Source organism: Xanthomonas campestris pv. phormiicola (assembly GCA_025666215.1).
Classification (GTDB): Bacteria; Pseudomonadota; Gammaproteobacteria; order Xanthomonadales; family Xanthomonadaceae; genus Xanthomonas_A; species Xanthomonas_A campestris_A.
Genome location: CP102593.1, coordinates 1,015,654 through 1,032,613, shown reverse-complemented (window position 1 = coordinate 1,032,613; position 16,960 = coordinate 1,015,654). Strand labels below are relative to the sequence as shown.

The 16,960-nt window shown below is 67.2% G+C and carries 15 protein-coding genes; 3 read left to right on the top strand and 12 right to left on the bottom strand.

All coding sequences use genetic code 11. The features are described 5' to 3' along the window. Positions 1 to 395 precede the first annotated feature (395 nt). From NRY95_04215 to NRY95_04185, 7 genes are all read right to left on the bottom strand, one after another. Positions 396 to 551 (bottom strand): hypothetical protein, encoded by a 156-nt coding sequence (locus tag NRY95_04215; GenBank protein ID UYC17181.1) that lies wholly within the window; start codon positions 549 to 551, stop codon positions 396 to 398. A 12-nt stretch (positions 552 to 563) separates the two neighbouring features. Next, positions 564 to 713 (bottom strand): hypothetical protein, encoded by a 150-nt coding sequence (locus tag NRY95_04210; protein UYC17180.1) that lies wholly within the window; start codon positions 711 to 713, stop codon positions 564 to 566. A 99-nt stretch (positions 714 to 812) separates the two neighbouring features. Next, positions 813 to 2,075 (bottom strand): HlyD family secretion protein, encoded by a 1,263-nt coding sequence (locus tag NRY95_04205; GenBank protein UYC17179.1) that lies wholly within the window; start codon positions 2,073 to 2,075, stop codon positions 813 to 815. Then, positions 2,072 to 2,350 (bottom strand): hypothetical protein, encoded by a 279-nt coding sequence (locus NRY95_04200; protein ID UYC17178.1) that lies wholly within the window; start codon positions 2,348 to 2,350, stop codon positions 2,072 to 2,074. The genes NRY95_04205 and NRY95_04200 overlap by 4 nt, the downstream gene beginning before the upstream one ends. Before the next feature lie 258 nt (positions 2,351 to 2,608). Beyond that, positions 2,609 to 2,965 carry a helix-turn-helix domain-containing protein gene (locus NRY95_04195; protein UYC17177.1) on the bottom strand — a complete coding sequence of 119 codons (357 nt, stop codon included), beginning with the start codon at positions 2,963 to 2,965 and terminating at the stop codon, positions 2,609 to 2,611. A gap of 260 nt (positions 2,966 to 3,225) precedes the next feature. Further along, on the bottom strand, positions 3,226 to 5,517 hold the full coding sequence (locus NRY95_04190) for an NADP-dependent malic enzyme (GenBank protein UYC17176.1): 2,292 nt from the start codon (positions 5,515 to 5,517) through the stop codon (positions 3,226 to 3,228). A 147-nt stretch (positions 5,518 to 5,664) separates the two neighbouring features. Continuing rightward, entirely contained in the window at positions 5,665 to 7,032 is a 1,368-nt protein-coding gene (locus NRY95_04185; GenBank protein ID UYC17175.1) for a dicarboxylate/amino acid:cation symporter, read from the bottom strand. Positions 7,033 to 7,511: 479 nt separating this feature from the next. On the opposite strand from NRY95_04185, the gene NRY95_04180 reads away from it, so the two are divergent. After that, positions 7,512 to 8,681: a porin gene (locus NRY95_04180; protein UYC17174.1), complete on the top strand. Its 1,170-nt coding sequence runs from the start codon at positions 7,512 to 7,514 to the stop codon at positions 8,679 to 8,681. Between the two features lie 252 nt (positions 8,682 to 8,933). Continuing rightward, on the top strand, positions 8,934 to 11,582 hold the full coding sequence (locus NRY95_04175; GenBank protein UYC17173.1) for a PAS-domain containing protein: 2,649 nt from the start codon (positions 8,934 to 8,936) through the stop codon (positions 11,580 to 11,582). A 202-nt stretch (positions 11,583 to 11,784) separates the two neighbouring features. On the opposite strand, the gene NRY95_04170 is transcribed toward NRY95_04175, so the two are convergent. Both NRY95_04170 and NRY95_04165 read right to left on the bottom strand, forming a co-directional pair. Next, on the bottom strand, positions 11,785 to 12,126 hold the full coding sequence (locus NRY95_04170; GenBank protein UYC17172.1) for a DUF5713 family protein: 342 nt from the start codon (positions 12,124 to 12,126) through the stop codon (positions 11,785 to 11,787). Positions 12,127 to 12,242: 116 nt separating this feature from the next. Further along, the gene (locus NRY95_04165) at positions 12,243 to 12,881 is read right to left on the bottom strand and encodes a response regulator transcription factor (protein UYC17171.1); all 639 of its coding nucleotides are present in this window, start codon (positions 12,879 to 12,881) and stop codon (positions 12,243 to 12,245) included. Between the two features lie 191 nt (positions 12,882 to 13,072). Between NRY95_04165 and NRY95_04160 the strand changes: the two genes are divergently transcribed. After that, entirely contained in the window at positions 13,073 to 13,750 is a 678-nt protein-coding gene (locus tag NRY95_04160) for a hypothetical protein (GenBank protein ID UYC17170.1), read from the top strand. Here NRY95_04160 and NRY95_04155 read toward each other — a convergent pair. From NRY95_04155 to NRY95_04145, 3 genes are read right to left on the bottom strand one after another with little or no spacing between them, the layout of a single operon-like run. Beyond that, positions 13,689 to 14,747 carry an ABC transporter substrate-binding protein gene (locus NRY95_04155; protein ID UYC18494.1) on the bottom strand — a complete coding sequence of 353 codons (1,059 nt, stop codon included), beginning with the start codon at positions 14,745 to 14,747 and terminating at the stop codon, positions 13,689 to 13,691. The genes NRY95_04160 and NRY95_04155 overlap by 62 nt on opposite strands. An 11-nt stretch (positions 14,748 to 14,758) precedes the next feature. Beyond that, positions 14,759 to 16,147 (bottom strand): sensor histidine kinase, encoded by a 1,389-nt coding sequence (locus tag NRY95_04150; protein ID UYC17169.1) that lies wholly within the window; start codon positions 16,145 to 16,147, stop codon positions 14,759 to 14,761. Further along, positions 16,140 to 16,853 (bottom strand): response regulator transcription factor, encoded by a 714-nt coding sequence (locus tag NRY95_04145; GenBank protein ID UYC17168.1) that lies wholly within the window; start codon positions 16,851 to 16,853, stop codon positions 16,140 to 16,142. The genes NRY95_04150 and NRY95_04145 overlap by 8 nt, the downstream gene beginning before the upstream one ends. Positions 16,854 to 16,960 lie beyond the last annotated feature (107 nt).

The following is a 16,960-nucleotide window of genomic DNA, read 5'->3' as shown; positions in this document are numbered from 1 at the left end:
AGACAATTCACCGCTAAAACAGCCAGGGAAAAATCAATTAATTGCACTGGCTTGCAGTCTTACAAAACAATTCGCGTTAATTAATGGCAATATAGAAAAGCCGAGAAAATTACAGCCCCACTCACAGTTGCAAATATGAATTTATCTGATAAAAATAAATTAAAATGCGCCTCGATAAAATCTAAGCCCCCCCCTTCTTTACTATTGCTGCGACTCTGTAAGCCACCAGTAACGACAATGCGCCAACAGCCATCAACAAATAATCCGATCTTTCATATCCGGATTTAAATGTAATGCCGCCGAGAATAATTATATAGAAAGAGTATGCAAGAGGTAATTTCATGGAAATCCAATTTATATAAGCTCGCCCGCAACGGGCGAGCTCATTATTAACATTAAAAGGTGTCGTAGAACCCTTGCAAGAAGCCCTTTACAAAGGCCCCAACCTCTCTCGAACCTTTAATAAAATCGTCGCCTGAAGCCGGGGGAGAACCAGCAGTCCCAACTCCACCAAAAATAGCGTCCAAATCTAAACCCAAAAGATCTTTCATGGTTTTATCTCCTCAAGAAGACGCAGGAATAAGTGTAGCAAGAGTAACCACAACTGCAACCGCAATCATTGTCTTAGCGACAAATTTTCCAGTTTCATACCCAGCCGAATAGGAACTCCCACAAGACACTTCGTCCATTTCAAAAATCGTCAACTCACGCATTTTCAAAACCTCCCTCTTCGAATCGCGCGAAAGCCTCGCGCTGGCTAGAGAGCGCCCACATGAGACAGGGAACTCAATGAAAATTCAGAAAAATCACTACTAGATGCCATTTTTTTTGTTCAAAGAGTAAACTGGCTCAAGCGCCCATTCAATCAGGCGCCGATCTTCACCCTCAACGCCAGCATCTAACAACATACCAGACTTTAACATCTGATTATTCCCATGAACGCTTATAGTCTGCCGCGCCAGCGCTACGTCGACTCGATAATATGGTTCACCTTGCTTGGCCTTGTCCATTACTGAATCAATTTCACCTGGACTAACTGCACTGCTGCTAATGCGAACTACCTTTCCATCTTGGTGACCAAATTTTTGATATGGATAAGCCTGGTAGCGCAGCGCCACCTTGTCCCCAGGCTTGATGAAACCTATCCCGCGACTAGGCACCAGCAACTCGGCCTCCAGCCTGCCTCCATCTGGCAATAGCGCCAGCAGCGGTTGGCCTGCCTGAATTGCCTGTCCCAGTTTAACCATCTGGGCAGTAATAACACCGGTCACAGGTGCTTTCATTACCAACGCCCCGCCAGCCTGAGTTTGTACCGCCTCCTGCTCTACTAAAGCGTTCTCGCGCCAATAATCTGCCTGCACGCCGCGACGCTGCCCCGGCAGCACGTGCAGTTGTTGCTCGATCTGCGAAACGGAACGCCGCATCTCGGTCGCCTGTCGCTCCAACGCTTGCATTTGGCTGGTGTATTCAAGCGCGCTGGATTCCTGTTGCTTGATCTGCAGTACGCTGACGTAATTGCCATCCTGCAACTGGCGCCAGCGTTGCAGCACTTCGTTGGTGAGAGCGATCTGGCTACGCCTGGTGGCGACCTCGCCGTTCACCTGTACCAATTCCTGCTGCAGATTTGCCAGCTGCGCGCGCAGCCCCTGCTCCTGCGCATCCAATTGCTGCAACTGCGCCTGTTCGGAAGATTTCAAGCCTTCCCCTCGTTGGCGCAGATGACGTTGCAACGCAGCCTCGGTATCGCCACTTGCCAGCGTCGCGCGCGGCTCAGTCACAACGCCTAGGATTTGCCCAGCGGCCACGCGCTGACCTTCGCTGACATCGAGCCTCGTAATCACCCCTGTGGCTGGCGCCATCACCGTGGCCAGACCCTTGATCGGGACCAGCTGGCCGGTCACGGTGGAGCGATGCTTGTAGGTGGCTAGGCAAAGAAAGATCAACACGGACGCTGCCACCACGCTGGCAGCGCCCGAGAGCACCCATGTCTGCAACGGCTGCACCATGGAAATACCGCCCAACCAACTGGTACGGCGGGCTTGCAGGACTTCCTCGCGGAACAGGGGCTGGCTCATCCTGCATTCCCATGACGTTGACCGCGCGCCACGCGGCCCTTGGAGGGCGACATCGCCAGCAGGACGCATATCCCGACAAAAGCACCGCACAAAACCGGAAAGACACACTCAGGCAACTCGAAGCCGGCCTGGACGCTGTGCGCGACTATCGCGGAAGCCAGGATCGCGGCCAGCATCGTCCAATTCACCTTGCGGCCGCCAAGCCGTACGACGAGCGCGATCGGTACCACGAGCGCAAGACCGTCGAGAACCCGCAAAATGATGGTATGAAGCACGCTGCGATCCTTCGAAACGGGCGACGGGGCTTCATCGCCCGGACACACCGGACGTTCCCGCCTTCTCCCCCATTAGGATCGTTGGCTGCTTGCGATTCAAGTACTTAGGTGTGCCAGACCTGACATTACCTACATGCATGTCGGGCTGACGCGACACGGGCAAGCCTCCTTGCCAATGCCAGCATCCGACGGCAATCGCGACGCTGCACAGCCCAGGGACACCACGGCACAAACCATCTACCGCGTTGGCGCCAGGCATTACTCCAAGTACGCGCTGGCGCTCTCCAGCAGCGCGATGACCGTGGCTAGAAAGGAGACCGGGACATGCCGGGAGAGTTGTAGCAGGCGCGATTCGAGGTCACGGCGTGAACTTGGTGCAGCACTCGTCGGTTCCGTCTTGCCGGTCGCACGGCCGACCGCCAACCACTCGAACTCAACCTGCAACTCCATGCTGAGGACGCGCAGGTTATCGACACTGGGAACGAACCCGTCTGCGCGCTCCCAATGGGCGAGGGTGGCCCGGTGCACCCCCAGCCTACCCGCCAGTGCCACCTGCGAGAGACCGAGCGCCTTACGCGCCGACCGGATACGTGTTGCCACTGTGCCCTGCCCCATGCCACACCCTGTCCCTAGAAGCCAACCGCGGCCTACACACCAATTTAACAGATGTGCGGCCTCGAATTTGCTCCAATCGGCGGCACTGTCAATGCTCAATCAACGGTCGGTAGCTGGTGCTTTCGAGATATGCGAGTGATCGCACTTCACCAGCTTCGGTTGCCATGCCTCCAGCATCCGCGCAGAGGTCCACGCGTGACGACGGTGACAACCACGCGCTGCGCCGCCGAGCGCTTGACCGCGGTTGACTCAGCCTGCACTCAGCCGGCCTTCTCCGCTTCCAGCTGCTTGCGGATCTGCGCATCGACCGCGGCGATCGCGGTCATGTTCATCACCCGGCGCGAGGTGGCGCTGGTGGTGAGGATGTGCACCGGCTTGGAGATGCCCATCAGGATCGGGCCGATCGCCACGCCGTCGGTGAACACGCGCACCAGGTTGTAGGCGATGTTGGCCGCTTCCAGGTTCGGCAGCACGAACAGGTTGGCGCGACCCTTCAGGGTGCTGTTGGGCATGATCTGCTTGCGCAGCGCTTCGTCCCAGGCGGTGTCGCCCTGCATCTCGCCGTCGATGTTGAGTTCGGGCTTGCGCTTGAGCAGCGCCTCGCGCACCTGGCGCATCTTCAGCGCGTCGCGCGAGTCGTGGCTGCCGAAGTTGGAATGCGACAGCAGCGCGATGTTCGGCTCGATGCCGAACAGCTTCAGCCGGTACGCGGCCTGCAGCGTGGCCTCGACGATCTGCTCCACGCTCGGGTCTTCCTGCACGTGGGTGTCGAGGAAGAAGAACGCGCCCTGCGGGTTGATCACGCCGGTCATCGCCGAGGTCGAGCTGACCCGCGGCTCCAGCGGGATCACGCTGCGCGCATAGCCGAGCTTCTTGTGGAAGCGGCCGACCACGCCGGTGAGCAGCGCATCGGCTTCGCCGCGCGCGACCATCACCGCGGCGATCAGGGTCGGCCGCGAGCGCATCAGTTCCTTGGCTGCGGTGACGGTGACGCCGCGGCGCTCGGTCAACGCGTGGTAGTACTGCCAGTAGTCGTTGAAGCGCGGGTCGTCGTGGATGTTGGTGACTTCGAAATCCACGCCGGCGGTGATGCGCAGGCCCAGGCGCTGGATGCGCGTCTCGATCACGTCCGGGCGGCCGATCAGGATCGGGAACGCCAGGCCTTCGTCGATCACGCTCTGCACCGCGCGCAGCACCACTTCCTCTTCGCCCTCGGCATAGACCACGCGCTGCTTGTCGGCGCGGGCGCGGTCGTAGACCGGCTTCATCATCAGGCTGGTGCGGTAGACGAACTGGCCGAGCTTGTCGCGGTAGGCCTCCATGTCGGCGATCGGGCGCGTGGCCACGCCCGAATCCATTGCCGCCTGCGCCACCGCCGAGGACAGCTCGACCAGCAGGCGCGGATCCAGCGGCCGCGGGATCAGGTAATCGGGACCGAAGCTCGGGGTCTCGCCGCCGTAGGCCGCGCCCAGGTCGGAGGCCTCGCGCCGCGCCATCGCCGCGATCGCCTTGACGCAGGCGATCTTCATCGCTTCGTTGATGCCGGTGGCGCCGACGTCGAGCGCACCGCGGAACAGGTACGGGAAGCACAGCACGTTGTTGATCTGGTTCGGATAGTCCGAACGGCCGGTGCCGATGATCGCGTCCGGGCGCACCGCCTTGGCCGCCTCCGGGGTGATCTCCGGATTGGGATTGGCCAACGCGAAGATCACCGGCTGCGCCGCCATCGTCGCCACCATCTCCGGCTTGAGGATGCCGGCGGCCGACAGGCCGAGGAAGATGTCCGCGCCCTCGACGATTTCCGCCAGGGTGCGCTTGTCGGTGTCGCGCGCGTAGCGCTGCTTGTCCGGGTCCAGGTCGGTGCGGCCGGTGTGGATCACGCCGTCGCGGTCCAGCGCCAGGATGTTCTCCGGCTTCAGGCCCAGCGAGACCAGCATATTGACGCAGGAGATGCCCGCCGCGCCCATGCCGGTGGTGGCGAGCTTGACGTCCTCGATCTTCTTGCCGGTCACGACCAGCGCGTTGAGCACTGCCGCGCCGACGATGATCGCGGTGCCGTGCTGGTCGTCGTGGAACACCGGGATGTTCATCCGCTCGCGCAGCTTGCGCTCGACGATGAAGCACTCCGGCGCCTTGATGTCTTCCAGGTTGATGCCGCCGAAGGTCGGCTCCAGGCTGGCGATGATGTCGACCAGCTTGTCCGGATCGTTCTCGTTGATCTCGATGTCGAACACATCGATGCCGGCGAACTTCTGGAACAGCACGCCCTTGCCTTCCATCACCGGCTTGGACGCCAGCGGGCCGATGTTGCCCAGGCCCAGCACCGCGGTGCCGTTGCTGATCACCGCGACCAGGTTGCCGCGCGCGGTCAGCTCGCTGGCCTGCTGCGGATCGGCGACGATCGCTTCGCAAGCGAACGCCACGCCCGGCGAATAGGCCAGCGCCAGGTCGCGCTGGGTCAGCATCGGCTTGGTCGCGGCGACCTTGATCTTGCCCGGCGGCTGCTGGCGGTGATAGTCGAGGGCGGCCTGTTTGAAATCGTCGTTTGACATTGAGGCTTCTGTAGTCGAGAGGCGCGAGGAGCCAGGATTCTACTCCCTGGGCCATGACCAAGCCTGTCTTGCGGCTGTCGCCGCGCAGGCCCGGGGCCGGAAACGCGACGCGCCGGCCAGGCCGGCGCGCGCGCGGCATGGCGAAACTCAGCGGATCGCGGCAGGCTCGACCGCGACCGCCGGCAGCGCGTCTTCGCCGCCATCCAGGGCGATGCGCAGGCGATCGCGATCCAGCGCGTTCTCCCAGCGCGAGACCACCACGGTGGCCACCGCGTTGCCGATGAAGTTGGTCAGCGAGCGGCATTCGCTCATGAAGCGGTCCACGCCCAGGATCAGCGCCATGCCCGCCACCGGCACTTCCGGCACCACCGCCAGCGTTGCCGCCAGGGTGATGAAGCCGGCACCGGTCACGCCCGCGGCGCCCTTGGAGCTGAGCATCGCCACCAGCAGCAGCGCGATCTGGTGGCCCAGGGTCAGCTCGGTGTTGGTGGCCTGGGCGATGAACAGCGCGGCCAGGGTCATGTAGATGTTGGTGCCATCCAGGTTGAACGAATAACCGGTGGGCACCACCAGCCCGACCACCGACTTCTCGCAGCCGGCCTTCTCCATCTTCTCCATCAGCGACGGCAATGCCGACTCGGACGAAGAGGTGCCCAGCACCAGCAACAGTTCCGCCTTCAGATAGCGGATCAGCTTGAAGATCGAGAAGCCGCACAGGCGCGCCACCGCGCCCAGGATCACCAGCACGAACAGCAGCGAGGTCACGTAGAACGATCCGACCAGCCAGGCCAGGTTGACCAGCGACTCCACGCCGTACTTGCCGATGGTGAAGGCGATCGCACCGAACGCACCGATCGGCGCCGCCTTCATCAGGATGTGCACCAGCTTGAACACCGGCGCGACCAGCGCCTCGAGCAGGTTCAGCACCGGCTTGCCGCGTTCGCCGACCAGCGCCAGCGACATGCCGAACAGCACCGCCACGAACAGCACCTGCAGGATGTTGGGGCCGACCAACTTGCCGTTGGCGATCTGGTCGCCGGTGAAGGCGCCGATCAGCGAGTTGGGGATGATGTCCATCAGGAAGCCGACCAGGGTCAGCTCGTGCGACTTCTCGACGAAGCTCTTGACCGCGCTCTGGTCCAGATCGGCCGGATTGATGTTCATGCCGGCGCCCGGCTGCACCACATGCGCGACGGTCATGCCGACGATCAGCGCCAGCGTGGAGAAGAACAGGAAGTAGATCATCGCCTTGCCGAACACCCGGCCCACCGTCTTCAGGTGGGTCATGCCGGCGATGCCGGTGACGATGGTCAGGAAGATCACCGGCGCGATGATCATCTTCACCAGCTTGATGAAGGCGTCGCCCAGCGGCTTGAGTTTCTCGGCGAAGGCCGGTTCGAAGTGGCCGAGCAGCGCGCCGAGCACGATGGCGACCACCACCTGGAAATACAGCTGCCGGTAGAACGGCACGTGCCGATGCACGAGGCCGCCGGCCGGGGAAGTTGGGATATGCATGCGTGCGCTCCGGAGCAGATGGAGACCGGCAACCCGACGCAGGTCGCGGAATGCTGCCTTTTTACGCGGCGCCAGCTTCTAAGCAGATAACCTATTGGTACTAGTCCCCTGTTCGCGACGCCGCCGACGCAGTTACAGTGTTCCGGCACGCTCTCGGGAGGGGTGCGACGCGCGACGCCGGCCATGGGAGTGCCCGCCGATGCTGCGTCGCGTACCGATCTGCCGCCGGCGCTGCCGGCGTCGCATGCGTATTCAGGGGCGATGCGCCGTCGCAGGACCGACACGCGACCGTAAAAATCTGTAAAGAACCGCCGGATTCGCCCGCTATTGCATGCAGGCGGCTCGTTGTTCCGGCGATGCGCCCCGCATCGCAACCGAGGGAAGGTCGCGATCGGTCCCACGCTTCACAGCCCGCGCAAGCCTTGCCCGTCGGACGGAGTGCAGGCGCGCATTTTTCCTCATCAAGAAGACATCACACCATGCGCCATACCCTTCTCTTCGCTGCGCTGTGCCTGACCGCCGCCGCTCCTGCCGCCGCCAGCGGATTCGACGATTGGCCGACCAAGGTCGCCTTCGGCGACGGCACCGAACTGGCCGCGATCGGCAACTACAACTACGACTGGAACAACTTCTCCGACGACGATGCGCGCCTGCAGGACGACAACGCGTTCCGCCGCAAGGAATTCGGCGCCACGCTGAAGAAGAAGGGCGTGTACGACGCGATGGTGTACTTCGACTTCCAGTCCAAGCTGTGGCTGGACGTGTTCTTCCGCTTCGAGACCAAGGCGCTGTTCGGCAGCGACTACGGCAAGGTGCGGATGGGCTACATGAAGGTGCCGGTCGGCCTGGAAGGCGTGACCAGCGCGCGCGCCGACAGCTTCCTGGAGACGGGGCTGCCGAGCCAGGCGATCTACCAGGGCCGCCGCACCGGCGTGGAGTGGACCTTCGAGCGCCAGCAGTACCTGTTGCAGGCCGGCGCGTACGGCGGCAAGGACCTGCAGGGCGACAATCCCGGCACCACCCAGGCGGTGCGCGGCGTGTGGACCCCGTTCAAGGCCGAGGGCGACGTGCTGCACCTGGGCCTGGCGTATTCGCAGGAAAACCCGCGCGGCTACCACAACGGCCTGGACGTGAGCTTCAGCCCGCGCGTGCGCCTGCGTGCGCGCCCGGAAGCCGGCCTGACCGACGTGCGCCTGGTCGACTCGGGCACCCTGGTCGATGCCGACCAGGTGCGCCGCACCGGCCTGGAAGCGATCTGGATCAAGGGTCCGTTCTCGATGCAGGGCGAAGCGCTGCGCGCCGAGGTCACCCGCGACAACGGCCGCCCCGACTACACCGCCGACGGCCAGTACGTGTTCGCCAGCTACGTGCTGACCGGCGAGTCGCGCCCGTACAACGCCGGCAACGTGGCCAACATCAAGCCGGCCAACGCCTATGGCGCGGTCGAGCTGCTGCTGCGCTACAGCCGCCTGGATCTGGACGACGGCAGCGTGCTCGGCGGCCGCCAGCACGACTGGACCCTGGGCGCCAACTGGTACCTGACCAGCCACTTCAAGTTCCAGGCCAACTACGTGCGCGCCGATGCCGAGCGCGCCGGCGTGCACACCAAGCCGGACTCGATCGACCTGCGCGCGCAGGTGCAGTTCTGATCGGCAAGTCCTGAGCGCGCCCCGACCGGCACTGCCCGATCGGGGCATGTTCGAACGGACTACCCGGCGCGGCAGCGCCGGCCCCTGCACACGGGCCGGCGCTGCCGTTCTGCATTCGGCCACCCGGCCGCGACGGCCGCCTGCGCGATCGCAGCCACGCCACCGCAGCCGACCGCGCGGCGAATCGCCACCAGCGCGCACGCCGCTGCCGCTAAGCTGGCGGCATCTCGTCCCGACCGCGCCCACTTCCGCATGTATTCCGCCTTGCGCTATCGCCGCGTCGCCCTGCTCCTGCTCGCCGCCCTCGGCGGCATGGCGCTGGCGATGCTGTCGGCCGGGCATTTCGCCGAACAGCGCGCGCTGCGCGCCGAGAGCCGGCAACTGCGCCAGCAGCTGGAGCTGTACGCGCAGACCCTGCAGCAGCGCATCGACCGCTACCGCACGCTGCCGCAGGTGCTGGCGCTGGATCCGGAACTGCGCGATGCGCTGACCCAGCCGCTGGCCCCGGCCGACCACCAGCGGCTGAACCTGAAGCTGGAGCGCGCCAACGACGTCACCCGCTCTTCGACACTGACCCTGATCGACGCCGACGGCGTGGCCGTGGCCGCCAGCAACTGGCACCTGGCCAGCAGCAACGTCGGCGCCGACTACAGTTTCCGCCCCTACGTGAAGCAGGCGCTGGCGCAGGGCAGCGGCCGTTTCTACGGCATCGGCATGACCACCGGCGTGCCCGGCTATTTCCTGTCGCAGGCGATCCGCGACGAGGCCGGACGCACCCTCGGCGTGATCGTGATCAAGATCGAACTGGCCGCGCTGGAACGCGAGTGGCTGCGCGTGCCGGACGTGGTGCTGGTCAGCGACCGCCATGGGGTGGTGTTCCTGTCCAGCCGCGACGCCTGGCGCTATCGCCAGTTGCAGCCGCTCAGCACGCGCGAGCGCGACGAACTGCTCGCCACTCGCCAGTACGCCCGGCAGACCTTGTTGCCGGCGCGGCGGCGCCGCCTGGCCACGCTGGACGACGGCAGCCAGGTGATGCGCATCGACGCGCCCGCGCAATCGGCGCCGCTGCTGTGGCAGAGCATGGCGCTGCCGGAGAGCGGCTGGCGCCTGCACCTGCTGCACGACATCGGCGGCAGCCGCGCCGCCGGCCGCGCCGCCGCGCTCGCCGCGGCCGGCATCTGGCTGGCGCTGGTGTTCCTGGGCCTGTTGTTCCAGCAGCGGCAGCGCCTGGCGCGCCTGCGCCAGCGCAGCCGGCGCGAGCTGGAATCGCTGCTGCAACAGCATGCGCAGGAGCTGCGCACCGCGCAGGACGGCGTGGTGCAGGCCGCGCAACAGGCCGATACCGGCCTCAGCCGCAGCCTGGAGCATCTGCCGCAGGGCGTGGTGATCATCGACGCGCAGTTGCGCCTGGTGGCGTGGAATTCGCGCTATCTGGAGATCTTCCGCTTCCCGCCGGAGCTGATCCGCATCGGCCGCCCGATCGAGGACGTGTTCCGCTACAACGCGCGCCGCGGCCTGCTCGGCCCCGGCCCGGTGGAAGCGGCGATCCAGCGCCGCCTGGACCACCTGCGCAGCGGCCGCCCGCATATGCGCGAGAGCGAGAAGGACGACGGCACGGTGCTGGAAATCCGCGGCAATCCGCTGCCCGACGGCGGCTTCGTCACCAGCTACGCCGACATCACCAGCTACAAGAACGCCGCGCGCGAACTGCGTTCGTTGGCCGACGCGCTGGAGCACCGCGTCGGCGAGCGCACCCGCGACCTGGCCGACGCCAAGCGCGAGGCCGAGAACGCCAACCGCTACAAGACCCGCTTCGTCGCCTCGGCGGTGCACGACCTGCTGCAGCCGCTCAACGCCGCGCGCATGTTCGTGTCCGCGCTGCGCGGCAAGCTGCACGACGACGACGCGCGGCAGATCGCCGACCATGTCGACAACGCGCTGGTCGCGCAGGACGCGATCCTCAACAGCCTGCTGGACATCTCGCGGCTGGAAGCGGGCACGCTGAAGACGCAGGTGCGCGACTTCGCGCTGGGGCCGCTGCTGCAGACCCTGGCGCACGAGTTCGGCATCGTCGCCGAGGACCGCGGCCTGCGCCTGGACTACGTGCCCACCCGCGCCGCGGTGCGCAGCGACGAGACCCTGCTGCGGCGCATCCTGCAGAATTTCCTGTCCAACGCGGTCCGCTACACCCCGCGCGGTCGGGTGCTGCTGGGCTGCCGCCGCGACGGCGACAGCCTGCGCATCGAGGTCCACGACCAGGGCCCGGGCATCCCCGAGGCGCTGCAGCGGGAGATCTTCGAGGAGTTCCGCCGCCTAGGCGACGGCGTCGCCCACGACCGCGGCGCCGGCCTCGGCCTGGCGATCGTGGAGCGCATCGGCCGCCTGCTCGGCCACCGCATCGGCCTGCGCTCGCAGCTCGGCCGCGGCAGCGTGTTTGCGGTCACCGTGATGCTGGGCGACGCCACCGCCGCGGCGCAGGCGCAGCCGCCGACCGCGGTGGCCAGCGACAACGGCGACGACCCGATCCTGCACGGCTGCCGGGTGTGGTGCATCGACGACGACCCGCGCGTGTGCGAGGCCAGCCGCGCGCTACTGGAACGCTGGGCGTGCCGGGTGGAACTGGCCGCCGGGCCCGAAGAGGCGCTGGCCGCGGCGCAGCCGGCGCAGGCGCCGGAGCTGGTGCTGCTGGACGTGCGCATGGGCGAGCGCGACGGCCCGGCCCTGTTCGCGCAGCTGTGCCGGCGCTGGAACGCCGAACCGCGGGTGATTTTGGTCACCGCCGAACCGGATCCGGCGCTACGCGCGCTGGCCCAGGAACGCGGCTGGGGCTTCCTGTCCAAGCCGGTGCGCGCGCCGGCACTGCGCGCGCTGATGACGCAGATGCTGTTGCGTCGCGGTTGAGCTCCTCTCCCGCCACGGCATTAGCCCCTCTCCCGCCGGGAGAGGGGTTGGGGTGAGGGTCCGGCGCGAAGCGGCTCGCGGAGTTGGGTGCGCGAGGCTGCGCACGTACCCCCATCCGCCCCTGCGGGGCACCTTCTCCCGGTGGGAGAAGGGAACAGCCGGCGCGCATGGCCCGCCGACGCCCGATCCACCACCGCCCCGCTCACCACTCGCGCGGCGCGATCAACTCCTCGGCATCGGCAGCATCGAAGCCGTAGGTCCTGGCGATATACAAAAAGTCCACCCCGATGTTGTCGCGTGCGGCGGTCTCGATCTCGCTGTCGTGCGCCTCGAACTCCAGCGCCAGCGCATTGAATTCCTCGGTGGCGGCGTGGGTCAGCCGGTACAGCGCCGGCAGGTCCGGCGGGGCCTGCGTCTCGATCGCCTCGCACAGCCGCAGCAGGATCTTCTGGCCCTTGCCGACCAGGAAGGAAGGGAAATAGTCGTCGTCCAGCATTTCCTGCAGGAACGGGTAGTAGGCGATCTGCTCGTTGCGGATAGGCATGGTCCGGGGGTCCTTTCCGCCCGCAGGAAGCGCGGGCGCCAGTGCATAGCATCGCGTATCCGGGCGCGGCGGAAAACGCTCCCGGCGCAGCGCACGGCCGACGGCCGCGCCGCGGTTCAGGCCTCGCCTTCCGGCTCCAGCGCCTTGACCAGCACCGCGGCCTGGGTGCGGCTGTGGCATTCGAGCTTCTTCAGGATCGCGGTCACATGCACCTTCACCGTGTTCTCGGCCAGGCCCAGTTCGTAGGCGATCTGTTTGTTGAGCAGGCCGTCGGCCAGGCACAGCAACACCCGGAACTGCTGCGGGGTCAGCTGCGCCAGGCGCGCGGCCAGTTGCGCATCGGCCTCCGAGCGCGCGGCGGTCAGCGGCGGGAACCAGGTGCCGCCGTCGAGCACCGCCGCCACTGCGATGCCGATGGTCTCGGCCGGCGACGACTTGGGGATGAAGCCGGCCGCGCCGAACTGCTGCGCGCGGCGGATCACCCGCGGGTGGTCGTTGGAGGAGATCACCACCACCGGCACGTCCGGGCGTTCGCCGCGCACATGCAGCAGGGCCGAGAAACCGCGCGCGCCGGGCATCGCCAGATCCAGCAGGACCAGGTCGGCATGCGCCTGCGCGGCCAGCGCGGCATCCAGGGTGGCGGCGCTGGCCGCCTCGGTCACCCGCGCGCGCGGCAAGGCCTGGCGCAGCGCGTGCAGCACCGCGGCGCGGAACAGGGGATGGTCGTCGGCGACCAGAATCGTGGGCGCATCCATGCCTACAGTCTGGCATGCGCGGCCGCCGCCGTGCCGGTCTCGCGCCAGCAATCGCACCATCCCCTGGCATCGGCGGCACTCAAGCCGCAGCGCGCGGCCGACAGCGCGACCTGATCCGGACCCTTTCGACCCTGCTGCGAGGCCTGCGCCCGACCGCGTGGCGCTGCGCGCTGCTGGCGCCGGGCGCGCGCATGGCCACGACGATCGCCGCCGGCGGCGGCGACACCGGGTGGCCGGGCAGCCTGGCGCATTTCGGCCTGGACGTCGGCCTGTCGCAGCTCACGATCACTGCGCTGCAGAGCGACGACCAGGGGTTCCCGCGGATCGCCACGCAGGAGGGCCTCAACCGCTGCGCCGGCCATCTGTTCCGCGCCTGCCGGCACGCGCTCAACGCCAGCGACCGGCAGAGCCCGCCCACCGGCAGCATCGACAGCCTCGCCCGCTCGGCCCGCGATACCGCGCTGGCCGAGCGCCTGCGCGCGGCAGTGGCCGCGCACCGTTCCGCCCTGGAACAGCGCGAACCGACGCTGGCCTGCTCGATCGGCTTCGCGCCGCGGCCGTGGGCGGCGGCGTGGCCGGCGCTGGGCGATTGGGAGCAGAGCGTGGGCCTGGCTGATCGTTGCCTGTACGCGGCCCAGGGCGCCGGCAGGAACGCCTGGGTGCCGGCGCGGCAGCGGACCGGCTGCGCGTGCACGGCTTGCTCGCCGGCAGCGCGCCCGAACACCTCGGCGACAGCGTGCGCATCCTGCCTTCCACCGCGCACGCGCCGCACTTCGCGCGTCGAGCGCCGTGTACGCCGCGGCGCGTTCAGCGCGGCGGATGGCGGCGCATGCTGCTGCGCCAGGCATCCAGGAACTGGCGGCGCTTGAGCGCATCCAGGTACACCAGCAAGCCCGGTCCCAGCGCGATCGGGCGGAATGCGGGAGTCACCGCCGGCGTCGTGCCGCCGGCGCCCGGCAGGATCGGCTTGAGCCACGCCTCGCGCGACAGCACCTGCTGGCCGCGCGGCGACAGCAGGTAGTCGAGAAAACGGCGCGCCTCGGCCGCATGCGGCGTATCGCGCGGGATGACCGCGGTGCGCAGCGCGACCAGGGTGTAGTCCTCCGGCTGCACGATCGCCAGCGGCGCGCCGGCGTCGATCCGCGCCTGTGCATAGGAACCGAGTACGTTGTAGGCCAGCAGCAGTTCGCCGCGGCTGACCCGGTCCAGCAGCACGCCGGTGCGCTCCTCCAGCACCACCTGGTTGTCGCCCATCGCCGCCAGCAGCGCGCCGGCCATGCTGCCGATCTGCCCGTCCTGGGTCGCGAACAGATAACCCACGCCGCTGCGCTCCACGTCGTAGGTGCCGATCCTGCCGCGCAGCGGCATGCCCGGCGCGCGCAGCAGCTCCAGCAACTGGCGGCGCGTGCGCGGCACCTGCGCCGCCGGCAGCCGCGCCTTGTTGTAGACGATCGCCACCGGCTCGTAGCTGATCCCGAACGCCTCGTGCCGCCACTGCGCCCACGCCGGCAACGCCTCGGTCTGCGGCGAGCGGTGCGCGAGCGCGTGGCCGTCGTTCACCAGCTTGGTCTGCAGGTCCATGCTGGCGCTGATCAACAGGTCGGCGCAGCGCGCCCCGGGCCGCGGATGCAGGTAGCGCTGGTACATGTCCCAGGCGATGACGTCCTGGTACACCACCTGCGTGCGCGGGTGCAGGCGCTGGTAGTCGCCGATCACCGCGGCGAACACCTCGATGTCGGTGGACCCCTGGATGCACAGCTGCGCCTCGGCGCTGCCCTGCGCCGGGAAGCGGCGGATGTCGCCGGGCGCGGCCAGCGCGGCCTGCGCACAGACGACGGCCAGCACCACAACCGCCGTGCGCAGCAGGAAATACGGAATCATGGATGCAACCTCGGCAGGCGCAGGCTGGCGATCAGGCCGCCGCCGATGCGGTTGGACAGATCGATGCGCCCGCCATGGCTGTCGACCACGCGCTTGACGATCGCCAGGCCGAGCCCGGCGCCGCCGGCGGCCGCGCCCTCGCCGCGCGCGAAACGCTCGAACACGCGCTCGGCATCGGCGGCGGCGATGCCGGGGCCGTGGTCGGCCACGGTCACCACGCAATCGCGCGCTGCGCAGGTCAGCGCCACCTGCAGCGCGCCGTCGCCGCCGTACTTGCAGGCGTTGTCGATCAGGTTCTTGATCGCCTCGCGCAACAGCAACGCATCGCCGCGCACCAGCGCCGGCTCGCTGGCGATGGCCAGTTGCACGCGCGGACGCGGCTGCGACTGCGGCAGCGCCTCGTGCAGCGCCTGATGCACGACCTCGGCCAGATCCACGCTGGCGTAGCGCTGCAGGTTGGCGCGGTGGATCACGCTGGCGTCGCTGAGCAATTGGTTGAGCAGCCGGCTCATGTGCGTGGCGTTGCGCTCGATCGCCTCCAGGCTGCGGCGCATGTCGCGCGGATCGTCGTCGTCCAGCGCCAGTTGCGCCTGCGCGCGCAACGCGGCCAGCGGCGTGCGCATCTGGTGCGCGGCCTCGGCCATGAACGCGCGCAGGGTCTCGTTGCTGCTCGCCAGGCGCGCCATGAAGCGGTTCAACGCCGCCACCATCTGGTGCATTTCCTGCGGCGCGGCCAGCGCAAGCGGCTTCAGCTCCGATGGCTCGCGCCGCGACAGGTCGCGCTCGATCCGCTGCAGCGGGCGCAATGCGCGAGACACGCCCAGCCAGACCAGCGCCAGCGACAGCAGCGACAGCACCGCGATCGCGACCAACGCGTGCAACACCACGTCCTGCGCCAGCGCTGCGCGCGCGCGCCGGGTCTGCCCGACCTGCACCCAGACCTCGTCCTGCGCCGCGGCCGACGACACCCGCCGCGCCACCACCGCGAAGCGCACCTGCTCGCCGCTGTAGAACGCGTCGAACAAGCGCGGCGCCGCGCTGGCACGCGGCAGCGACGGCGCCTTCGGCAGATCGTCGTAGCCGGTGATGGTGCGCCCGCGCGCATCGAACACCCGGTAGAACACCCGGTCCTCCGGCGCCATCGCCAACAGGTCCAGCGCCGCGTACGGCAGATCCACCTGCCATTGCCCGTCGGCCAGCGCCACCGAATCGACGATCGACAGCGCCGAGGACACCAGCAGGTGATCGTAGGAACGGTTGGCCGCGCGCTGGCCGTAGTCGCGCGCGGCGAAAAACAGCGCCACCGCGCCGAGCAGCGACAGCGTCCCCAGGTACAGCAGCAGCGTGCGCCGGATCGACGGCGCCGGCAGCGCGGCCTCAGCCATCGCCGGCTGCGTCCTGCGGCGTCGCTGGCGGGGTGTCGATCCCGGCCGCTTCCAGCTTGTAGCCGACCCCGCGCACGGTGACGATGCGCAGCGGCGCGCCGACCAGCTTCTTGCGCAGGCGCCCGATGTACAACTCGATCGCATTCGGCCCGGCCTCGTCGTCGAAGCCGAACAGGCCGTTGCCGATCTCGTCCTTGCCCACCACCTGGCCGAGCCGGCCGATCAGGATCTCCAGCAGGCGGTATTCGCGGTTGGGCAACTCGATCGGCGCACCGTCCAGGCTGACGGTGTGCGCGGCGTTGTCGAAGGAGAACCCGCCCAGCTGCACCACCTCGCTGGCGTTGCCGCGATTGCGCCGCAGCAGCACCCGGCAGCGCGCCTCGAACTCGCGGAAATCGAACGGCTTGCCCAGGTAGTCGTCGGCGCCCACGTCCAGCGCCTGCACCCGGTCCTCGATGCCGTCGCGCGCGGTCAGCATCAGCACCGGCGTGGTGTCGCCGCGCTCGCGCAGCCCGGCCAGCACGCGCAAGCCATCCAGCCCGGGCAAGCCGATATCCAGCACCACCAGGTCGAAGCTCTGGTAGCGCAGCACGCTGGCCGCGCCCAGCCCATCGCTCTGCCAATCCACCGCATGCCCGCTGCGGCGCATGCGCCGCACGATCGCATCGGCCAGATCGGCGTTGTCTTCGACTAACAAGAGACGCATTGGGGATTTGGGATTGGGGATTGGAGAAGCGATCTCCGGCGAGCGGATGCTAACGCGCCTGCGCCAATGGAAACAGCGAAGCGCCGCGCTTTTGCCAATCCCGAATC